At 62.4% G+C, this 21520-nt stretch carries 15 protein-coding genes and 3 tRNA genes; 11 read left to right on the top strand and 7 right to left on the bottom strand.

Annotation, left to right across the window (positions count from 1 at the left end):
• Window positions 1-74 precede the first annotated feature (74 nt).
• Window positions 75-1385, top strand: coding sequence for an APC family permease (locus tag G4923_RS13205; protein ID WP_106887887.1), 1311 nt, complete (start codon window positions 75-77; stop codon window positions 1383-1385).
• A gap of 78 nt (window positions 1386-1463) precedes the next feature.
• Here the strand turns inward: G4923_RS13205 and G4923_RS13200 are convergent, their stop codons facing one another.
• Complete coding sequence (locus G4923_RS13200; protein WP_106886179.1) at window positions 1464-1856, bottom strand: hypothetical protein; 393 nt, start codon at window positions 1854-1856, stop codon at window positions 1464-1466.
• Window positions 1857-2106: 250 nt separating this feature from the next.
• On the opposite strand from G4923_RS13200, the gene G4923_RS13195 reads away from it, so the two are divergent.
• The 4 genes from G4923_RS13195 to G4923_RS13180 all read left to right on the top strand — a co-directional run bounded on the left by G4923_RS13195 (window position 2107) and on the right by G4923_RS13180 (window position 8260).
• Window positions 2107-3261, top strand: coding sequence for a Na/Pi cotransporter family protein (locus tag G4923_RS13195; RefSeq protein ID WP_163137343.1), 1155 nt, complete (start codon window positions 2107-2109; stop codon window positions 3259-3261).
• 139 nt (window positions 3262-3400) lie between these two features.
• Complete coding sequence (locus G4923_RS13190) at window positions 3401-3871, top strand: BamJ family beta-barrel-assembly machinery protein (protein WP_106886177.1); 471 nt, start codon at window positions 3401-3403, stop codon at window positions 3869-3871.
• Between the two features lie 247 nt (window positions 3872-4118).
• Window positions 4119-4886, top strand: coding sequence for a DODA-type extradiol aromatic ring-opening family dioxygenase (locus G4923_RS13185; RefSeq protein WP_163137342.1), 768 nt, complete (start codon window positions 4119-4121; stop codon window positions 4884-4886).
• Window positions 4887-5047: 161 nt separating this feature from the next.
• Window positions 5048-8260 (top strand): ATP-binding protein, encoded by a 3213-nt coding sequence (locus G4923_RS13180; protein WP_163137341.1) that lies wholly within the window; start codon window positions 5048-5050, stop codon window positions 8258-8260.
• A 193-nt stretch (window positions 8261-8453) separates the two neighbouring features.
• Here the strand turns inward: G4923_RS13180 and G4923_RS13175 are convergent, their stop codons facing one another.
• On the bottom strand, window positions 8454-8654 hold the full coding sequence (locus tag G4923_RS13175) for a YbfA family protein (RefSeq protein WP_025327782.1): 201 nt from the start codon (window positions 8652-8654) through the stop codon (window positions 8454-8456).
• A 214-nt stretch (window positions 8655-8868) separates the two neighbouring features.
• Between G4923_RS13175 and G4923_RS13170 the strand changes: the two genes are divergently transcribed.
• The gene (locus G4923_RS13170; protein ID WP_111910060.1) at window positions 8869-9162 is read left to right on the top strand and encodes a hypothetical protein; all 294 of its coding nucleotides are present in this window, start codon (window positions 8869-8871) and stop codon (window positions 9160-9162) included.
• A gap of 87 nt (window positions 9163-9249) precedes the next feature.
• On the opposite strand, the gene G4923_RS13165 is transcribed toward G4923_RS13170, so the two are convergent.
• Both G4923_RS13165 and G4923_RS13160 read right to left on the bottom strand, forming a co-directional pair.
• Window positions 9250-9323: transfer RNA gene (locus G4923_RS13165), tRNA-Cys, on the bottom strand.
• Window positions 9324-9380: 57 nt separating this feature from the next.
• Window positions 9381-9456, bottom strand: a tRNA-Gly gene (locus tag G4923_RS13160).
• A 248-nt stretch (window positions 9457-9704) separates the two neighbouring features.
• On the opposite strand from G4923_RS13160, the gene G4923_RS13155 reads away from it, so the two are divergent.
• The gene (locus G4923_RS13155) at window positions 9705-13142 is read left to right on the top strand and encodes a hybrid sensor histidine kinase/response regulator (protein WP_163137340.1); all 3438 of its coding nucleotides are present in this window, start codon (window positions 9705-9707) and stop codon (window positions 13140-13142) included.
• Window positions 13143-13165: 23 nt separating this feature from the next.
• Here G4923_RS13155 and G4923_RS13150 read toward each other — a convergent pair whose 3' ends face one another.
• Both G4923_RS13150 and G4923_RS13145 read right to left on the bottom strand, forming a co-directional pair.
• Window positions 13166-13993 (bottom strand): SPOR domain-containing protein, encoded by an 828-nt coding sequence (locus G4923_RS13150; RefSeq protein WP_240455341.1) that lies wholly within the window; start codon window positions 13991-13993, stop codon window positions 13166-13168.
• A gap of 459 nt (window positions 13994-14452) precedes the next feature.
• Window positions 14453-15337 carry a LysR family transcriptional regulator gene (locus G4923_RS13145; RefSeq protein WP_111910013.1) on the bottom strand — a complete coding sequence of 295 codons (885 nt, stop codon included), beginning with the start codon at window positions 15335-15337 and terminating at the stop codon, window positions 14453-14455.
• A gap of 207 nt (window positions 15338-15544) precedes the next feature.
• Here G4923_RS13145 and G4923_RS13140 point away from each other — a divergent pair, with 207 nt between their 5' ends.
• The 4 genes from G4923_RS13140 to G4923_RS13125 all read left to right on the top strand — a co-directional run bounded on the left by G4923_RS13140 (window position 15545) and on the right by G4923_RS13125 (window position 20675).
• Window positions 15545-16681: an alpha/beta hydrolase gene (locus G4923_RS13140; protein WP_163137338.1), complete on the top strand. Its 1137-nt coding sequence runs from the start codon at window positions 15545-15547 to the stop codon at window positions 16679-16681.
• Between the two features lie 100 nt (window positions 16682-16781).
• The gene (locus G4923_RS13135) at window positions 16782-18287 is read left to right on the top strand and encodes a cyclophilin-like fold protein (RefSeq protein ID WP_163137337.1); all 1506 of its coding nucleotides are present in this window, start codon (window positions 16782-16784) and stop codon (window positions 18285-18287) included.
• A gap of 32 nt (window positions 18288-18319) precedes the next feature.
• Complete coding sequence (locus tag G4923_RS13130; RefSeq protein ID WP_163137336.1) at window positions 18320-19513, top strand: MFS transporter; 1194 nt, start codon at window positions 18320-18322, stop codon at window positions 19511-19513.
• A 100-nt stretch (window positions 19514-19613) separates the two neighbouring features.
• Window positions 19614-20675 (top strand): NAD(P)-dependent alcohol dehydrogenase, encoded by a 1062-nt coding sequence (locus tag G4923_RS13125; RefSeq protein ID WP_163137335.1) that lies wholly within the window; start codon window positions 19614-19616, stop codon window positions 20673-20675.
• A 480-nt stretch (window positions 20676-21155) separates the two neighbouring features.
• Here G4923_RS13125 and G4923_RS13120 read toward each other — a convergent pair.
• Window positions 21156-21245: transfer RNA gene (locus G4923_RS13120), tRNA-Ser, on the bottom strand.
• Between the last annotated feature and the right edge of the window lie 275 nt (window positions 21246-21520).

Raw genomic sequence — 21520 nt, 5'->3', positions numbered from 1 at the left:
CCACCTCCTGCCTGCCGTGCAAGGAGGAAGCCTGAGTGAGCCAGCAACCCGTTCGTCTGATAAAAACCCTCAGCATGTGGCAAGTGGTGGTGATGGGCCTGGCCTATCTGACCCCCATGGCCGTGTTCGACACCTTCGCCATCGTCGGTGACATCACCGAGGGCCGGGTCGCCACCGCCTACCTGCTGGCACTGGGCGGCATCCTGCTGACCGCCTTCAGCTACGGCCACCTGGTGCGTCGCTTCCCCTCGGCGGGCTCCGCCTACACCTATGCCCAGAAGGTGTTCCACCCCTATGTGGGCTTCATGGTGGGCTGGTCTTCCCTGCTCGACTACATGTTCATGCCGATGATCAACATACTGCTGGCCAAGATCTATCTGACCGCCATGTTCCCGAACGTCGATCCCTGGATCTTCATCTTCGGCCTGGTGACAGTGATGACCTTCCTGAACCTGCGCGGCATCAAGCTGGTGGCCAACCTCAACGGCTTCATCGTCTTTATCCAGGTTGCCATCATCCTCACCTTCCTCGGCCTCATCGCCTGGGGACTGCTGCACGGCGAAGGGACAGGCACCCTGCTGAGCAGCCGCCCCTTCCACCTGGAGTCCGCCGGCATGCTGCCGCTGTTCACCGGCGCCACCATTCTCTGCTTCTCCTTCCTCGGCTTCGACGGCCTGAGTTCGCTGTCGGAAGAGACCCCGAACGCCGGCAAGGTGATCCCCCGCGCCATAGTGCTGACAGCGCTCATCGGCGGCATCATCTTCGTCACCGTCTCCTACAGCCTGCAGCTCTTCTTCCCGGATCTGGCCCGCTTCAAGGAGCCGGACGCCGTGCTGCCGGAGATCGCCCTCTACGTCGGCGGCACCCTGTTCCAGAGCGTGGTACTGGTGTGCACCACGGCGGCCGTGCTCGCCTCCGGCATGGCGGCCCACGCTGGCGTGTCGCGCATCCTCTACGTGATGGGGCGCGATCGCATGATCCCGGAGCGGGTGTTCGGCTATATCCACCCCACCTGGCGCACCCCGGCCATCAACGTGCTGCTGGTGGGGGCCCTGGCCCTCTCCGCGGTGTCGTTCGATCTGGACATGGCGCTGGCGCTGGTGAACTTCGGCGCCCTGGTGGCCTTCACCTTCGTCAACCTGTCGGTCATCGGCCAGTTCTGGGTACGCGAGAAGCGCAACAAGAGCCTGAAGGATCACCTGCTGTTCCTGGTGCTGCCGCTGCTGGGGGCCGCCACCATAGGCGCGCTCTGGATCAACCTGGAGCAGAGCTCCCTGGAGCTTGGCCTCATCTGGGCGGGGATCGGGGTTACCTACCTCTTCCTGCGCCTGGCGGTGTTCCGCATCCCCTTCCGTCAGTACGAGGAAACGGCCGACGGCCAGTAAGTCCGGCCGGATGACAGCCAAACAGAAGGGGAGCCCATGGCTCCCCTTCTTGCATGCAGACCTGCGCAGGACTATCCCTCACCCCTGGTTGATCACCGCGGTGGCGGCCGCCTTGACCGGATCCTTGGCTACGGCTTTGACATCCTTGCGAGTCTGGTTGACCTTGTCCTGAGTCTGTTTCAGATCGGCGGTCTGCTTGTCCAGGGCCGCATTGGTGTTCTGCTTTGCCTCTTTCAGGCCCGCCGTCTTCTTGTCCAGCACGTCCGTGGTGGTGTTCTTCACCTCGGCCTTGGCCTTCTCCTTCTGCTGACGCACCAGCTTGTCCGCATCGCAGTTGCCCTTGACCCCCAGGGTCGCATTCATCGCCTCGTTTCTGGCCGCCTTGTCGAGGTTGCACTCGGACTTGAACACGCTGGCCTGCGCACCGGCAGACAGCAGACCCAGGGAAAGACACAAAACCCATGCACGCATCATCACTTCCTCAGTTTGAAGACAGGAAAGCCTGGCAGCATATAACCCTGGGATCTCAGTGCAAGATCAGGGGCCAACTCTGAGCCGGATGGCTCCATATCGCCGTTTGCTCCGACACTTTTTGTCTGCGACGCCCCCTGCCGCCCTGTCACCAAAACATCATAAAAGTGTCACTTTGTCATATTTCTGTCATGGAGCCTTGTTGTAATGCGCCCGTCCATTTCAACGCAGAACGACCCCAAGAGGCCATATGCACAGCACCGCATCTTCCGCACCCCAGCAGACCCGCCGTCCCGGCCCCCTGTTCAACTGGCTCGCGGTGATCACGCTGATCTACCTGATCCTGGTCGCCGTTGGCGCCGTCTCCCACGGCTTCAAGGGCTTCTCCGGCGGCGCCGAGGGCGCGGCCCAGATCTTCGCTTTCGCCAACAACCCCTTCGTTGCCCTGCTGCTCGGCATCCTGGCCACCGCCCTGGTGCAATCCTCCAGCACGGTCACCTCGGTGATCGTCGGCCTGGTGGCCGGTGGCCTGCCCATGGAGATGGCCATCCCCATGGTGATGGGGGCCAACCTCGGCACCACCATCACCAACACCATAGTCTCCCTCGGTCACATCCGGGACAGGGAAGAGTTTCGCCGCGCCTTCGCCGCCGCCACAGTACACGACTTCTTCAACCTGCTGGCGGTCTTCATCTTCCTGCCGCTGGAGCTGATGTTCGGCCTGCTGCAGCAGAGCGCTGAGTGGATCTCCGGCCTGCTGATGGGCTCAGCCGACATGTCGATGAAGGGGATGGACTTCATGAAGCCCCTCATCTCGCCGTCGCTGGATCTCATCGACTCGGCCGTCGCCTTCCTGCCGGGCAAGGGCCCCGCCATCGCCACCATAGTCATCGGCATACTGCTGATCCTGGGTTGCGTCACCAGCCTCGGCAAGGTGCTGCAACGGGTCATGGTGGGCCGTGCCAAGGAGCTGCTGCACAAGGCCCTGGGTCGTGGCCCCCTGACCGGCATCGCCTCCGGCACCCTGGTGACTGTGATGGTGCAGTCCTCCTCCACCACCACCAGCCTGATGATCCCCCTGGCCGGCGGCGGTGTCTTCAACACCCGCCAGCTCTACCCCTTCACCCTGGGGGCCAACATAGGCACCACCATCACAGCCCTGCTGGCCGCCACCGCCATCAGCGGTGCCGGTGCCCAGCTGGCGCTGACCATAGCCCTGGTCCACGTGCTGTTCAACCTGTTTGCCGTGGTGCTCATCTACGGGGTCCCCTTCCTGCGGGAGCTGCCCATCAAGGCCGCCGAGACCCTGGCCCGGGTGGGCAGCGAGAACAAGCTGCTGGCGCTGGGCTATGTGGCCGGGCTCTTCTTCGCCCTGCCCGCCCTGATGATGGTGGCCGCCAAGTAAATCCGAACCGGGGGCATGATGCCCCCGGAGCCTTGCCAGCCCAGTCATATCCTCCTGCGTCCCACTCGCCCTCCCTCCCCGACTGGGATAAGATGCCGTTCTCATTGCACTCTTTGCATTTCAGGGAATAGGAAAACCGATGAAATTCATTCTGATCGCCTTGCTCGTCGCCGGGGTGGCCTACTACTTCTACTCCAGCAGCAACAACAAGAAACTGGCCGAAGAGAACGTGCGCAAGGGCGCCGAGTTCCTCGCCAGCAACAAGGAGAAGCCCCTGGTGACCACCACGGCCTCCGGCCTGCAGTACGAAGTGCTGACCCAGGGCAGCGGCACTGTTCACCCCACCGCCACCAGCAAGGTGAAGGTGCACTACGAGGGCAAGCTGCTGGACGGCACCGTATTCGACAGCTCGGTCGCCCGCGGCGAGCCCATCGAGTTTGGCCTCAATCAGGTGATCAAGGGCTGGACCGAAGGGGTGCAGCTGATGGTGGAAGGGGAGAAGACCCGCTTCTACATCCCCGCCAATCTGGCCTACGGCGACCGTGCCGCCGGCAAGATACCGCCAGGATCCGTGCTGATCTTCGACGTGGAGCTGCTGGGTATCCAGTAAGCTGCCGCCGCCCGACGGGGCCTTGACGACAAAGCCGGCGCAGTGCGCCGGCTTTGTCGTTTCTGCGCCATTTCGTTCGCCCTTACAGCTCAGACTATTAACCAAAAGTGAACGGTGCTTATCCATAAAGCCTGATTGTTAACCCAACCATTGGGGCAGATAATGACCACATCGTCAGCGGCATGTCGCCCTGACCTCGGGTTTTCGGTGCGCAGCACGCATCGGCACAACGCATATGGAGTCTGTCATGGCTATCGCCCCCGTCTGGTTTATCTCCCACGGCGCCCCGGATCTGGTTCTGCGGGATCAGCCTGCCACCCGGTTCCTGAAACAGCTGCGCCTTGAGGGTATCAGGGGGCTGGTGGTTCTCTCGGCCCACTGGTTCAGCCGCAGCGAGCTGCAGCTCAACGTCGAGCCGAGCCCGGCCTTGATGTACGACTTCTACGGCTTCCCCGAGCCCCTCTATCGGATCCGCTGGCCGGCCAAGAGCCCGCAGTGGCTGCAGGAGGCGGTGAGCGATCAGCTGCTGCTGGCGGGCTTGCCCGCCACTGCGGTACACCGCGAGCTGGATCACGGGGTCTGGTCGCCCCTCTCCCTGATGGATCCCCAGAGCGAGCTCCCCCTGGTGCAGCTCTCCATCCCGGCCGGCTTCACCCCGGCCCAGCTGTGGCAACTGGGGGAGGCGCTGCAAGATCTGCGCGCGCAGGGCATCGCCATCCTCGCCTCCGGCGCCATCACCCACAACCTGAGGGCGCTCGGGCCGGACGACAGCCCTGTGCCCCGCTGGGCGAGCGATTTTGTGCACTGGCTGGAGCAGACCATGGATGAGGGTGACAGGGCGGCGCTGGAAGATTATCGGGCCCGGGCCCCTGGCGCCGTGGAATCCCATCCCCATGACGATCACCTGCGTCCGCTGTTCGTGGCGCTCGGGGCGGCGGGGAGCGACAGACCGACCAGGCTGCACCAGAGCTGGGACTATGGCAGCCTCTACATGGGCGCCTACCGGTTCGGCTGATCCCGGCAACCCCTGGGTATGGATGGCGGCTCACGCCGCCATCTTTGTGCCTTTCATGCTGGCTGCGGCCAAATAAGGGACTCGTTATAGCCATTTTCCGGTAGAATGGCCGCCTTTGGCCCAGACCCGGCAAGGATGGCTGTCCCGTTCCAGGTGGCATGATGAACCTCTATCGATCACTGATCCTGCTCTGTCTGCTGTTCATCCAGCCTGCGCTGGCGCTGACGCTGCACAGCCGTCACGACCCCGAGATAGCCCCTCCCCGCTGGTCCAAGGCCGAGCAGGCCTGGTTGCGGCAGGCAAGGCAACTGCGGGTCGGCCTTCTCGCAGAGGATTATCGCCCCTTCAGCATGATCGTCTCAAAGCACAGGTTCGAGGGGATCTCCGCCGATTACCTCGGCATCCTCGCCCATCTACTGCAAAAGCCCCTGTCACTGCACCTCTTCGCCGACAAGGAGAGCGCCCTGCTCGCCCTGCGCCGGGGAGAAATCGATCTGGTCAACCTCGGCAACCTGACCCTGGCGGACACCGAGGCCTCCGGGATCCGGCTGAGCAACCCCTACTTCAGCAGCGCCCTGGTCTTCTCGACCCCCAAACCCTATCAGGGCCCCCTGCTGGCCCCGGGCCAGCGCGTCGCCGCCGTAGCGGGGCAGATTGATACCCAGAGGTTCAGGCTCTACTACCCTACCCTCACCCTGGTGACCCATCCCTCCAACATGGAGGCCTTCGACGCCGTCTTCTTCGGCCGCCAGGAGATACTGCTCAGCGACGCCCACGCCATGCACTACCTCAACAGCGAGCGCTTCGACCACCTCAGGCAGCGCGGCGAGGCACAACCCAGCCTGGCACCGGCCGACTTTCGCTTCGCAGTTTCCGCCCGCGTACCGGCCCTGCTCGGCCTCATCAATCGCGGCCTGGAGGCCATCGACGACGGAACCCGCAATGCCATCTTCAGCCAGTGGAACGGGCCCATACGTGACATGAATGACAGCGCGAGCGAGCGCTATGACGCCGCCGAGCTGGCCTGGATGCGTCAGTCTCCCCCCATCAGGGTGTGGCTGATGGACAACCTCTACCCCTATGGCGCCATGGATCACGACGGCCAGCTCACCGGCATGACGGTCGACATGCTGGCCAAGGTGAGCAAGCGCACCGGCCTCTCCTTCGAGTTCATCCGCTTCGACTCCGACAGGCAGCGGGACAAGGCCATCCGCTCGGGGCGCCTCGATCTCATCGGTGCCATCTCCCGGCCCGTGGCCGAGCGCTATGGCCTGCGCCCCTCGGTTCCCTATGCCACGGACGACATCTACGTGATCCTCACCCATCAGGGGGAGGAGAGCATGGACTCGCTGCAGAGTCTGGCGGGCAAGCGCGTGGGGATGACCCGCCACACCCCGCTCGCCGATCAGCTTGAGGGCAGCAGGCTCACCATCATGGAGAGCGCCGAGGAGGCGATGCAGGCCGTCGAGGGGGGCAGGCTGGATGCCGCCATAGTGCCGCTCTATTTTGCCCGGCACGCCCTGGACAATGATCCGCGAACCCGGCTGCGCATCGCGGGGCCCGCCGATGACGAGCCCATCCGGATGGGCTTTGCCAGCCAGCCCGGCAACGAGATGCTGATGAATATCCTCGACAAGACCCTGCTCGCCATCCCGCCCAACGAGCTGGCCATGACGAGCTACGAGTGGCGCAACCGCAAACTGCCGGTGCCCGGCTTCATCGAGCGCCACGCCCACGCCTTCTACCTGTTGTTTGCGGTGCTGTTCGCCCTGGCCCTGGTGCTGCTCTATCGCAACCTCATGCTCAAGCGGCTGGCCCGCGCCGAGCAGGCCTCCCGCCAGCAGTTGGAGGCCCACGTGAGGTTCATCAAGGCGCTCGGGGAGAGTCAGCCCCACCCCATAGTGGTGCGGGACAAGAGCGGCAAGGTATTGTTGTGCAACAGCAAATACCTGGCCCAGCTCGGTGCCCGCCCGGAAGAGGTCATGGGTCAGCCCTTCGCTCAGGGATTGGAAGGGCTGATCGACTCCCGGAGCATCTCAACCCTGGAGCAGGACTTTGCGAAGGTGCTGCAGCATGGCCAGCCCATCTTTGCCGATCGGATTTTCAATCGCGAAGGGAGCCAGACCCACATCTATCACTGGATGGTGCCCTACTTCGATGGCGAGGGGGTCATCAGCGGGGTGATCGACGGCTGGATCGACATCACGGACCGCAAGCAGCTGGAGGAGGCCCTGCGCCAGGCCAAGCTGCAGGCCGACAGCGCGAGCCGGGCCAAGAGCGACTTTCTCGCCACCATGAGTCACGAGATCCGCACCCCCATGAACGCCATCCTCGGTATGCTGGAGCTCGCCACCGAAGATCCCGCCCTCAGTCGCCATAGCGCCGAGCTGCTGCGCATCGCCGCGGACTCGGCGAACGGTCTGCTGGATCTGCTCGGGGATACCCTGGATATCGCCAGCATAGAGGCGGGCCAGATGACCCTGACCCCGACCCCCTGCGAGCTGACGCCGCTGCTGCTGTCGGTCACCCGGGTGTTCGATGGCATGGCCGGGCAAAAGGGGGTGGCCTATAGTGTCGAACTGCCCGTCGCCCCCCTGCCGACTGTGCTGATCGATTCCCTTCGACTGCGCCAGATCCTCTTCAACCTGATCGGCAACGCCATCAAGTTCACGGAGCAGGGCGAGGTGAGCATCAGCGCCTCCCTGGCGGGAGACTCCCTGCACGCCCCTGTGCTGCACCTGGTCATCTCAGACACCGGGGTCGGCATCCCGGCGGACAAGCTGCCCCAGCTGTTCACCCCCTTCTACCGTGCGCACTCCCCCCAGCAGTACCCGGGCAGCGGCCTTGGCCTGAACCTGGCCCGCATCCTGTGCCAGATGATGGGAGGAGAGATAGGCATCGACAGCGAGACGGGACGGGGGACCCGCCTCGAGATAAGGCTGCCCCTGACCCTGGCCACCCCGGATCTCCCGCAGGTGACGGTGCCCCTCCCTCCCCGGGAACCAGGGCCCCGGCTGCGGATACTGGTAGTGGATGACAACCATGCCAACCAGATCCTGCTGCGCCAGCAGATCAAGCACCTGGGACACGAGGTCAGCGTGCGCAGCAACGGGCTGGAGGCCCTGCGCGCCGTCGGCAGCCACCCCTTCGACCTCGTCATCACCGACTGCCAGATGCCGGTGATGGACGGCTTCGAACTGACGCGCAACCTGCGCGCCCGTGGCCATGAGCTACCGGTCTGGGGCTTTACCGCCCACGCCTTGCCCAGGGAGCGAGAGCTCTGCCTGGCCGCCGGCATGAACGACTGCCTGTTCAAACCCATAGGCCTAGCCCGCCTGCGCGCGGCGCTGGCCGAACTCGGCCGGGAGGCATGACGGGGCGCCATCGGGGGCAATCGCGGGTATGAAGGGGGAAGAGAGAGGCTCTGGGTGAGGATAAGCGCGGTGGAAACCCGCCCTGGTGCAAGCCAGGGGCTGACTTCTCAGCCATGCGGGAAAGAGGCCCATGCCGGGGGCCGGCCATAAAAAAAGACAGCCTGGGCTGTCTTTTTTCATTGTGGGCAGGGGATCAGTAGAAGATCCGCTCACCCCGTTCGCTCATCTTGAGCCACACCGGCTTGGTGCTGGTCTTGTTCCAGATCCGGTGCAGGTAGCTGTAGAAGCGGGCGCGATCGCGGCGAAACAGCATCACCGGGAAAGCGAGCAGACCCACCATCAGTACGAAGATGCGGCGAAGGATTATCTGAGTCAGGGAGAAGGGATGAAACATGATTTAACGCCTCACTGGTAAGACCACTGAGCAAAGATTACTCCACAAGCTGTAGGATTACTACACCAACAAGCCCCTTTTTTTATAAAAAAACCGCCTAAAAACCAGAAAGTGAAACTGGGTTACATTATTTAACCAAAAAATAACAAGGCTGGCAAAAGCTACGTCTTGGGCAAGAGTTAGAACATGGGCAGGTAAATGGGGGGAGAAGCGCATGAAACTGGCAGATGTTGCTGTCCTGAGCGTGCTGGGTCTGCTCGCCTGGTCACAGTGGCAGGAGTGGCGACTCAATCGAGATGACGCCATCACGCTGGCGTACCAGGGAGTGCCTGTCGTCAGCCTGTGGCAGTGCGGTCAACTGAAGCAGAAGATGGCCGATCTGACCGACCACGCCGCCGAGCTGCAACTTCAGTATCGGGGGCAATCCCTCGACGAGATAAGTCACTATCTGCAAAGAGAGTGGCGCAAGCAGGGATGCGAGCTGTTATTGACCCAGCAAGGATATTGAACGCAACGGGGTATGCCGAAACACGTTTCCGGGATGAAACAGGGCATGGAACAGGGCATGGAACAAGAATGAAACTGAGGAAGAAGATGGAGGCACGTTCCGGAGTCGAACCGGACTAAACGGATTTGCAATCCGCTGCATAACCGCTTTGCTAACGCGCCATGCTGACAAGACTGATTGTCTTGAAAGTGATATCCACCGTTGGTGCGATGGAAAATTGGAGCGGGAAACGAGACTCGAACTCGCGACCCCGACCTTGGCAAGGTCGTGCTCTACCAACTGAGCTATTCCCGCCTGACTGCCGTGTGCCAGTTGCCTGACAACGAGGCGCATTATACGTACCCCGAGCCCGGGCACAACCCTTTTTTATGACTTTGCGCGCTTTTCCGGAGCGTTTGCTCAGGCTTTAAACGCCTTGCTCAAAATTCCCGCCACTCCCTGTGACCCGACGAGCGAATTTAAGATAAAGCCATTGAAATAGTTAGTCTTTAGTCAGAAACTCACTGCGCTTAGTAACTGGATTCTCAATTGAAAATCACACAATGAAATGGATCTTCAGGCCTCGTGGGCTCAGACCGCAGCTGATGCTGGCTTTCTTCATGTTGGGCCTGGTGCCCTTCCTGGTCGTCACCCTGTTTTTCCTCTACAGCCACGGCAAGGACCTCACCACCCAGACTTCCAACCATCTGGTCTCGGTGCGCAACATCAAGAAGAGCCAGCTGGAAGACTACTTCGGCAACCTCAAAGAGCAGATCATCAACTTCTCCCAGCAGGACTTTGCCGGTAACAGTATCGGTCGCTTCTACGGTTTCACCGGGGCCTTCGAAAAGCTCGGCACCACGCCTCAGGAGGCCCGCGCCCGCGCCCAGGCCCGCTATGTGCCCGGCTCCTGGGACAAGCTGCAACAGCCGGACAGCCAGGTGGAGATCGAGCCCTCCATCAGCGCCCTGATCCTGGCAGACGAGATGTATGGCCGGGTGCACCAGCGCTTTCACCGCGGCTACGCCGACATGGTGCGCAAGTCCAACTACAGCGACATATTCCTGGTGGATCTCAACGGTGACGTTGTCTATTCGGTCACCAAGCACCCTAACTTCGCCACCAACCTGCTCTCCGGCCCCTATCAGGCCAGCGGCCTTGGCAACACCTTCGCCAAGATCAAGCGTCGCCTCGACGGCGGCCAGAAACCCCAGCAGATCTTCGAGTTCACCGACTTTGGCCGCAACGAGCTGACCGGCCAGGTGGTCGCCTATCTGGCCGCCCCCGTGATGCAATACGACTATGTGCGCGGCGTGGTGATCTTCGAGCTGCTGCCGGACAAGCTCAACCAGATCATGGCGGAGCGGGAGGGGCTCGGCGAGACCGGCGAGACCATCCTCATAGGCCCGGACAAGCGGATGCGCGCCAACGCCTGGCTGGCCCCCGAATTCAGCGTGGAGAACAGCTTCAGCCCCAACTTCCGGCCGTTGCAGACGCCGCTCGTCATCAAGGCCCTCTCCGGCGAGCAGGGGGTCGGCCCCTTCCTCTCCTATCACGATGACGAGGTGCTGGCCGCCTACACCCAGGTCAAGGTGTTCGACACCGAGTGGGCCTTCATCGCCGAGGTCTCCACCAGCGAGGCCTATGCCCCCATACGCCAGCTGGAGACGCTGGTGATCCTGCTGGGGGCGGGCTCCCTGCTGCTGCTGATCCTGTTCTCGCGCTGGCTCTCCCACTCCATCACGGCGCCCCTGCGATCCCTCACCGCCGCCGCCGAGCAGGTGGCCGATGGCGCCCTGGAGCACCCCATCACCATTCCCCGCACCGACGACGACATCGACCGGCTGGCCCAGGCATTCCGCCACATGCAGCGCTCGGTGAAAGACAAGATAGAGCTCATCGAACGCCAGACCCAGGAGCTGCAACAGCAGGTCAAGCTGACCCACAAGCAGAACCTCAGCCTGCAGCAGGCGGACAAGCTCAAAGACGAACTACTGGCCAACACCTCCCACGAGCTGCGCACCCCCATCCACGGCATCAAGGGGATGGCCGAGTCCATGCTCGCCAGCCAGCAGGATCTCACCGAGGGCCAGCAGAAGCAGCTCGGTCTCATCATCAAGAGCGCCGACGGCCTGGCCCGACTGGTGGACGATCTGCTCGACTACCACCAGATGCGCTACGGCCAGCTGGAGATACACCCCCAGCCGGTCTCCTCCAAGGGGGTGATCCGGCTGGTGCTGGATCTCTGCCAGCACCTGGTGCAGGCCAAACCCCTCACTCTGGTGGACATAAGCCCGGCGGAGCTGCCGCCGGTGCTGGCGGACGAGCAGCGGCTCGAACAGGTGCTCTACAACCTGGTGGGCAACGCCATCAAGTACACGCCCCAGGGCAAGGTGGTGCTGAGCGCCCTGGTGGAGGGCAACTTCCTGCGCATCAGGGTGACGGACACCGGCATCGGGATTGCCAAAGAGCACCTGGAGCACATCTTCGAGCCCCTGGTGCAGATGAGCCCGGAAGTGAGCAAGCAGGGGGCTGGCCTGGGTCTCTCCATCACCCGCCAGCTGGTGCACCTGATGGGGGGTGAGCTGTTCGTGGAGAGCGAGCCGAGCGTCGGCTCCACCTTCGCCTTCACCCTGCCGCTCGCCAGCGGCAAGGCGGGCAGCCTGACCCTCGACAGCCGCCAGATCGAGCATCAGCTGGTGCGCCAACAGCCCCTCATTCTGCCGGACTGGGAGAGCGACGATCTGCCCCCGCCCCCACCAGACGCGCCCCTCATCCTGGTGGTGGATGACGAGCCCATCAACCTGCACATACTGCGCCACCTGCTGCAGCCCTGCGGCTATCGCATACTACCGAGCAGCGACGGCCACGACGCCCTGGCCAAGCTGGCCCAGGAGCCGGTGGACCTCATACTGCTGGATGTGATGATGCCGACCCTGTCTGGCTTCGACGTCTGCCGCCGCCTGCGCCAGCAGCATCCCAAGGACAAGTTGCCGGTGCTGCTGCTCACCGCCCTCAACCAGCCCAAGGACATAGAAGAGGGCTTCAACGCCGGGGCCAACGACTACCTGGTGAAGCCCTTCTGCAAGGAGGAGCTGTTTGCCCGGGTCAGGGCCCTGCTGGAGGCCAGCGCCGGCCGCGCCTCCCTGGTGGAAAATCACCTGCTCAAGCAGGAGATAGAGCACCGCCTGCGCCTGCAGGCCCAGCTGCATCAGGATCAGGAGCGGCTGCTGGCGCTGCTCGGGGAGGGGGCCGATCCCATGGTCTTCATCGACGAACAGGGGGTGGTGCTGTTTGCCTCCCGCGCCCTGGCCCGCCTGCTGGGACAGGAGCCGGAAGCCATGGAAGGCTTGCCCCTCGACGAGTGGCTGGCGACCCCGCTGGCGAGCCAGTGGCCCGACATGACGGCGCGGCCGGAGCAGGATCTGAGCTTCCTGGTGGCGGGCCAGAAGGACGGACTCAATGCACGGGCCCTGCCCATCAGCCTGGGGGGTCAGCACGCCTTCGCCCTCACCCTCAGCACCGAGCAGCGCCAGGATGACAACAGGGTGATGGCGCTGGAGAACGCCCTCAAGAGCCTGTCGCGCCAGGCCATCATCGAAGATGGCCAACTGCTGGGTGAACTGAGCCGGCTGGGGGGGGAGTTCAGATCGCTGGCCGACAACCTCATTCGCCAGCAGGATGACGAGCCTCTGCGCCGGGCCCTGGTGGACACCATGCGCCTCACCCTGGATACCTGGCAGCAGAGCACCGGCAAGGGCAAGATAGTGCTGGCGGAGAAGAGCAAGCTGTGGCGCGTCTACATGGACAGATCCAGCCCCCAGACCCGCACCCTCGACAAATACCTGAGCCTGGACACCCTGCCCAAGGCACCGCGCTGGAAGACGGTGGTGGCCAGCGCCGAATACGTGCTCAAGCAGTGCCCCCTGAGCGAGGTGCAGCAGCAGAGCCTGCACCAGAGTACCCAGCTGCTGCGTCAGCTCGCCAGCCGCAAGGGCTGAGCCCCGTCATCCTGGCAGCAGGGCTACTGCTGCAATTCGCGCTTCACCTGGGCGAATGACTTGGGCCAGGGATCCGCCTTCTGCAGGGCTGGCGACAGCGTGCGAATGGCCGCCTGGGCCTGGCTCATGCCGGCATACTCACCCTTCAGCACTACGTACCAGGGGCTGCCGTTGAACCGGGTCTGATAGACCCACACCTGGCCAGCGAGCCGATTGGCGAGCACAAACTGCTCTATGGCCGCCAGGCTGCGGGACCCCATCAGTTGAACGCTGAGGTGGTTGTCGTTCTTCTGTTGCAGGACCCTGGCTGGCGTCAGACTCACCTTGCCGGGCGTTGTGGCTTGCGCCTTGGCCTCCGGCTTTATCTCGGGCTTGCTCTCAGACGTGGGCGCCGGTTTGGCAGCGGGCTTGGGCACCTGCTCGGAGGGGACTACAGCCTTGGCCTCAGGCTGAGGCGCTGCTGGGGGGAGGCTCGCCGGTATCCCCATGGGCGGCTGATGGACCGCCTTCTCTTGCGGCGCTGTAAAGACGGCCGTGCTCGGCTCGCCCATCATGGGGGTGACTGTCACCCCGGCTGTCATCCCCTCCCCTTTCTCCCCATCAGCCCCGGCCGTCAGCGCAGGCAGGGGGAAGCTCGCCTCATCCCCTTGGCGGTCGGTTGCCGCGGCGCCGCTCGTCAGGGATTGGGGCGAGGAGGCTTCTGCTGGCGCGGGGGCCGTCTCGGGCGCACTCTGTCGAGCAGGGCTCACATAGCTCAACATCAGCAAGCAGAGGGCGCCGGCCGCCAGACCTATCCCTATCTGGCGAATGAGAGAGGCGGGGTTGCACTTGGGCAGATGGCATTCGGTCATATGTCCTCCTGGACGGCATGAGAATGGGGGCCGCCGGTGCGGCAGAAAGAGATCATGGACAGGCATAGTGACGGCCGCTCGTCGCGGCAGAAAATGGACGTCGTCCGTGAGAGCAAGCCCGAGTCAGGATGTCACCCCATACCGCTGTCCCTCAGCGTCTTGGCGGGCTTGAAGAGAAACGGGCAGGGCTCAACCTGCAGCCACCTCGCTTGCCATTCGTTGCCTCCCATCGACGCCGAGCACCATACCGGGGTAGCGCTGAACTTGGCCTGAATCCTGCGCCTATCCAGGGGTCTTGACCCTGACCAGGAGTTTGTTTCCTCTGGTATTTGTCCAAAAACGCCCTGATGGGCGATGTCGCCATCAGCACCCGTGCCCGAGTCCATCCTGCGAGCAGGGTTGAGGCATCATGGCGTTCACCCTGTCGGCGCCATATGCCAAGGCATCTGGCTTCTCTCCTCACAGTTTCAGCGTGTCGATGAGGGCTCTCAAGGCGGGCGACACGTTGCGATGGGGGTAGTAAAGATAGAGGCCATCCAGGCGGTGGCTGAACCGCTGCAACACCCGGATCAGGGTTCCTCGCACCAGTTCATCGGCGACCAGCTCCTCAGGGACATAGGCCAATCCCAACCCCATTCTTGCTGCCGCCGCTTCCATGTAGCTGTCGGAGAAGACCCACTGCCCCTCTGGCCGATGCTTGACCAGTTTGCCCTCCTGCCACAGCTCCCACTGATAGAGGCTGCCATCGGCAAACTGATAGGCAATGCAGGGATGCACCGCCAGCTCGGCCAGTGTCTGCGGAAAGCCGTATTGCAGAAAGTGATCCGGCGTCGCCACCATCACCATCTCCATATCCGGGGTGATGCGCACGGCCACCATTCCTTCGTCCACCTCCCCCCCCAGCCGCACGCCGGCATCGAAGCGCTCATCGATGATGTTCACGAAGCGGCTCTCGCTGATGAGTTCCAGCCGGATATCCGGATAGTGTTGCCTGAAGAGGGCCAGCTTGGGCAGCAGCACCTTGTCGATGGCGTGCTGACTGGCGTTGATCCGCACAGTGCCGGAAGGGATGTCGCGAAAATGGGCTAGCGTAGCGAGCCCCGCATCCAGAGACTGAAAGCCGCTTTGTGCCGTGCGGTATAACTGCTCGCCAGCCTGGGTCAGTGACAGGCTGCGGGTGGTGCGCACCAGCAGTTGCACCCCGAGCCTGGCCTCGAGATCCCGGATGGTGCGGCTGATCCCGGACTGGGCCAGCCCCAGCCTGGCAGCCGCACGGGTAAAGCTGCCTTCCCGGGCAACCAGCATGAAGACGTGGAGATCGTTGTAATTCTCGCGGCTTGTCATCTTGTTCCACCCACATTTTTCAGCCAGCCAGAGTTTGTTCAACGTCCATTGGACGCCCTAATTAAGAACACAAGCGCATCAATGTTATCAAAAAACCCGATCTAATCATCATCAATAGCTCTAACTAGAATGCAGCTCATGGTTCACAACACCATCAAACCACCCTCAGGACCACGAATCAGAAATCCGATTTCAAGGAGCTTTACCATGAATGTTATCCCCAAGAAGCTGACCGCTATCGCGTCTGCCCTGCTGCTGGGCGCCGCATTGACCGGAGTCTCCACCATGAGCCATGCCCAAACTGCCAATCCCACTGAACCCGTCTCCATGGTGACCCAATGGGACAAGACCTTTGCCCAGAGCGACAAAGTCGAGCATCGCAAGGTGACCTTCAAGAACCGTTATGGCATCACCCTGGTCGCTGACCTCTATCTGCCGAAGAACCGGGGAAACGCCAAGCTGGCGGCCATTGCCCTGGGCGGCCCCTTTGGCGCGGTGAAGGAGCAGTCGAGCGGCCTCTATGCCCAAACCCTGGCCGAGCGCGGGTTCGTCACTCTGGCGTTTGACCCCTCCTACACCGGCGAAAGCGGCGGCCAACCGCGCGATGTGGCCTCACCCGACATCAACACCGAAGATTTCAGTGCCGCCGTCGATTTCCTTGGCCTGCAAGAGGAGGTGGACCGTACCCGGATCGGTCTGCTGGGGATCTGCGGCTGGGGTGGTATGGCCCTCAATGCCGCCGCCGCCGATACTCGCGTCAAAGCCGTGGCGACCAGCGTGATGTATGACATGAGTCGAGCCATGGGGCATGGGGTGGGCGATGGCAAGGATCGTTACACCACTGCCGATCGCCGCGCCATATTGAAACACCTGAACGAACAACGCTGGCAAGACGCGGAAAGTGGCTCTTTTGCCCATAGTAATCACGATCTCTATGTCGACCAGAAGGGTAAGGTCACGGCAGCCAGCCGGACCCTGCCAGAGGCCCTGCCGGACAATCCGCATCCGGTACTCAAGGAGTTCTTCGATTACTACCGTCTCCCGCGCGGCTTCCACTCTCGCTCGGTGAACTCTAACGGAGCCTGGACCACCACCATGCCGCTGTCGTTTATGAACATGCCGCTGTTGAGCTATGCCAGCGAAATCACGATTCCTACGCTTGTCGTCACCGGCGAGAACGCCCACTCGCGCTACTTTGCCGAAGATGCCTTCAAGGCCGTGGGAAGTCAGCAAAAAGAACTGGTCGTGGTACCGGGCGCCAACCATGTGGATCTCTACGATAACGTGGCAGGCAAGATCCCCTTTGGTCAGTTTGAGCAGTTCTTCAAGACCAACCTGAAGTAAAGACCAAGCACGCGGCGGGCCATACCGCCGCGCGTTTTCCATCGGATGCGGTGTCACATGACATGTCTGCTGCACGAAAGCTGATGTCGGGAGATCGGCAATGACCACTAAAACACGCACCATACTGCCGGCCTTGCTGTTGATCGCGGTGGCACTGGCCGTCGCGGCCATGCTCTTTATTAGGCAACCGCAGATGGGGGCAATCCCTTCCGGCGCACGCCTTGATGCCATCACCCGATCACCCCATTACCAAGGCGGTGAATTTCAGAATCTAGAGCCCACACCTGTACTGACCGGTGACAGCAGTACCCTCTCGATCATCCTGTCGGGGTGGCTGAATCCTGCTAAAGATCTGACCCCCGCCGCCCCCCTCGCTGCCGTCAAGACCGACCTTCACCGTCTCGACCGCCATGCGGATCTGCTGATCTGGCTCGGACACTCCTCCTATTACGTCCAGTTGGCGGGCAAGCGCATCCTGATTGATCCCATCTTTAGTGACAATGCTGCCCCCCTGCCCTATGCCAATGAAGCTTTTGCAGGCAGTAATCCGTATAGCGCCGGGGATTTTCCCGACATTGACTACCTGCTGATCACCCATGATCACTGGGATCATCTCGACTACCCAACCCTGAAGGCACTGCTGCCCAGGGTCAAGGCGGTAGTCAGCGGACTCGGTGTCGGCGCTCATCTGGAGCGCTTTGGCTACCCACAGGCCCGCATACATGAGGCGGATTGGAACAGCACCCTGCAACTGGATCCCGAACTGACCATCCATCTCTTGCCTGCACGTCATTACTCCGGGCGATTGTTTAAGAAGAACCAGACGCTCTGGGTCGCCTTCGCCCTTAAGAGTGCCCGGCAAACCCTGTTCTTCAGCGGTGACAGCGGCTACGGTCGCCACTTTGCCGATATCGGCCGGCGCCTGGGGCCAATCGACCTGGCCGTGCTGGACATGGGGCAATACGACCCGCGCTGGCCACTGATCCACATGACCCCGGAGGGGGCTGTCAAGGCAGCAGAGGATCTGCAAGCCCGTGCCCTGATGCCGGCTCATTTGGGCAAATTTGCCCTGGCCAACCACCCTTGGATGGCGCCGCTGGATCGGATCAGCCTTGCCAGCGACGGCAAGCCCTATCGCTTGCTGACACCACGAATCGGCCAGCCCCTCGCCATGGCTAGCCTCCCCGACACCACGGCCTGGTGGCAGCAGGAGTTCGCTCAAAACGTCACCCTCAGCCTCAACGGACAAGACAACATGCGCATCAAGATGACCATCAATGGCCGCACGGCCGTGGCGACGCTCGACGATACGCCGAGCGCCCGGGACTTTTTCTCCCAGCTCCCCCTGACCCTGGCACTGGAGGAGTACGCGCAGACGGAGAAAATTGCCTACCTGCCGCGCAAGCTGACGACTCAGGCGGCGCCAGAGGGGATAGACCCGCAAGTCGGAGACATCGCTTACTACGCACCCTGGGGCAATCTGGCGATCTACTACCGGGACTTCGGTTACTCGAGCGGCCTCATCCGACTGGGACGCCTTGCATCGGGTCTGGATGCCTTGACCGCCCAGCCTTCGGGCACCCTCACCATTGAAGCCGTCAAATGACGCACCTCCATCCTTCAATATCAGGTCGTAAAATGAAGACTCATCATGCCGCTGTCGAATCCCTCCCCGCAGTACAAGAACATTGGGGGGCCGTGGGGGCCATGACCCTCTGCGTGGCTCTGCTGATCGCCGCCGAGTTTATGCCGGTCAGCCTGCTGACCCCGATCGCCCGCGATCTCGGTGCCAGCGATGGCCAGGCGGGCCTTGCCATCTCCATCTCGGGTCTCTTCGCCGTCGTCGCCAGCCTGCTGGTCACCCGGGTCTGCGCCCACCATGAGCGGCGTCATGTGCTGATGGTATTGGCACTGGTGATGCTGCTCTCCCTCATCCTGATCGCACTGAGCCCCAACTTTGCGCTGCTGATGCTGGCCCGGGCCCTGCTGGGCGTGGTGGTCGGTGGATTCTGGGCACTGGCCACCGCCACCATCATGAGGCTGGTGTCCCCCGACTCGGTGCCTAGGGCCCTCGGCCTCATGTACACCGGCAATGCCGTCGCCACCGCCTTTGCCGCTCCGCTCGGCAGTTATCTGGGTGGCATCATCGGCTGGCGGGGCGTGTTCTGGCTGCTGACACCGCTGGTGGTGCTGAACCTGCTGTGGATGGCCGTCAGCCTGCCCTCTATGCGAAGCGAGCACAGTGCTGATCCAGTTCTGGGGCTGCTCAAGCGACCCAATGTGGCGATGGCCATGCTCGGCGTCATGCTCACCTTTGCTGGCGCCTTCTGTGCGTTTACCTACTTCCGACCGTTTCTGGAGACACGTACCCAAACCAGCCTGCCGGAACTCTCCTCCCTGCTGCTGGCACTGGGAATGGCCGGATTCGTGGGCACCACTGTGGCCAGCGCCACCCTGCATCGTCACCTCTATCGGCTGCTGCGATGGCTGCCCCTGATGCTTGCACTCATCACCCTTGGCCTGCTCGCCATGCAGCACTCCTTCTGGGGCGTCGCGCTGATGCTGACCCTGTGGGGTGCCATCAATGCTGCCATTCCGGTTGCCTGGTCAGCCTGGATAGCCCAGGGGATCCACGATGCCCCCGAGAGTGGCGGCGGCCTCATCGTTGCCGCCATCCAGCTCTCCATCATGCTGGGGGCTGGCATCGGTGGCTGGCTGCTCGATCACTACACCATAGGCGCCACCTTGATTGGCAGCGCCGCCCTGTTGATGGTGGCCACGCTGGTGGTCGGCAGCGGCAAGCGGCTGCACCCCTCCCAGGTGAACGGATGAGGTTCCGATCCCGTGACTCAACCCGCTCAAGACGCCGTGCAGCCCCAGCGTTGCACAGAGATACCCCGGCAACTGTTGCCACCCCATCGGAGAGAACACCATGATTAAATCCGTCAACGCGTATGCGGCCGCCTCGGCCACGGCACCGCTGGCACCTCATCCCATCACTCGCCGGCTGCCACGCCCCGATGATGTGGAGATCGACATTCTCTACTGCGGCGTCTGCCATTCGGATCTGCACACCGCCCGCAATGACTGGGGCTGGACCCACTATCCCATAGTGCCGGGCCATGAAATCATCGGCCGGGTGGTTGCCATCGGCAGCCAGGTCAGCAGATTCAAGGTTGGCGACCGGGTCGGGGTCGGCTGCATGGTGGACGCCTGCGGTCATTGCGAGGCGTGCGAAGAGGGTCATGAGCAACATTGCAGCGAGACAGCGACCTACACCTACGGCGCCCCCGACCGTATCGATGGCAGCCTGACCCAAGGCGGTTATTCCGAGAAGATCGTGGTCAAGGAGGCGTTCGTCGTGCGCATTCCCGATAACCTCACCTTGCAGGGGGCGGCGCCGCTGCTGTGCGCCGGCATCACGACCTGGTCACCCCTGAAAAACGCCGACATCGGCCCCGGCAGCCGGGTCGCCGTCGTGGGACTCGGCGGTCTCGGCCATATGGCCATCAAGCTGGCCAAGGCGATGGGTGCCGACGTGACGCTGTTTACCCGCTCGCCCGGCAAGGAAGAGGATGCCCATCGGCTCGGCGCCGACAGGGTCGTCATCTCGACCGATGCCGCCCAGATGGCTCAGGTTGCGGGTCACTTCCACCTCATCGTCGATACCGTGCCCTATGTGCACGATCTCAATGCCTACATTCCCACCCTGCGTTTCAAGGGGTCCCTGGTGCTGGTGGGTTATCTTGGCCCGCTCGAACCGGCCCTGGACAGCATGCCCATGGTGATCGGCGGCAAGGCGGTAGCGGCGTCCATGATTGGCGGTATGGCTGCGACTCAGGAGATGCTCGATTTCTGCGGCCAACACGACATAGTGTCGGATGTGGAAGTGATTGCCATGCAAGATATCAACGATGCCTATGAACGGATGCTCAAGAGCGATGTGAAGTACCGCTTCGTCATCGACATGGCCTCCCTCAAGGTGGAAGCCTGACAATCCCGGGCGGCCTCCCGAGGTGGCGGCCGCTCGGGTCTTCGCACATGAGAAGAAGAGCGCCCAGTCACACAGGGACGATCGCCGTGAAGCCATGACCTGCGCAGTCATGGCATCTCTGATATTCAAGGGGCCTGGAGTAGGCCCCCATCGCATGCCGATGCCCTGGAGCGCCGCAGTGCAACCGGTGTGATCGAATGCCTACAGCCGGGTCATGGTCGATGACTCGCTTTTTCAGCCGCCTTGCGGCTGTTTTTTTGCCATTTTCTGATGGTAAAGGGGCTGCCCTCAGGTGAATGAGGAGTGCGCAGGCGATGAAGACATGTGGATTTCACAGAACCGAGTACGGCAGCAGGAGCCGGTATTGCCACGTCCTCACAGGTGTCATGCCCCAGACTCAATGCCATGCGCTCTGGTCGCGCGCCATAAACAGCACATAAACAAAAAACCCAACCTGTTTGACAGATTGGGTTTGATAAATGGCGGAGAGACAGGGATTCGAACCCTGGGTGGCATTGCTGCCACAATTGATTTCGAGTCAATCCCGTTCGGCCACTCCGGCATCTCTCCGCGGGCCCTCATATTGACCCAACCCGAGTCGGGAAATCAACGTAAATCTCGTTGCAGATCAGACGACTGGCTATTAAACCGTCAGCCTGTGCCGACCACCCCGGCACCGACTCAGGCTTATCCGCCTTTCCCCGACAAACCGGGGGCTGAGGGCCGAAAATCCCCCTCAACCTGCCTCAAGCCAGCCCGGGAGAAGGGTGGTCCGGCGCTGGTAATCCCCGGTCGATTGGTTGACAATCTCCGCTCATTTTTGGGGAGGGAAGCGCTTCCCTCGA

Origin of the sequence: Aeromonas rivipollensis (genome assembly GCF_010974825.1) — a bacterium.
Lineage (GTDB): Bacteria > Pseudomonadota > Gammaproteobacteria > Enterobacterales > Aeromonadaceae > Aeromonas > Aeromonas rivipollensis.
Note: the sequence above shows the minus strand (reverse complement) of the source record. Positions and strands in the feature narration are given on the sequence as shown.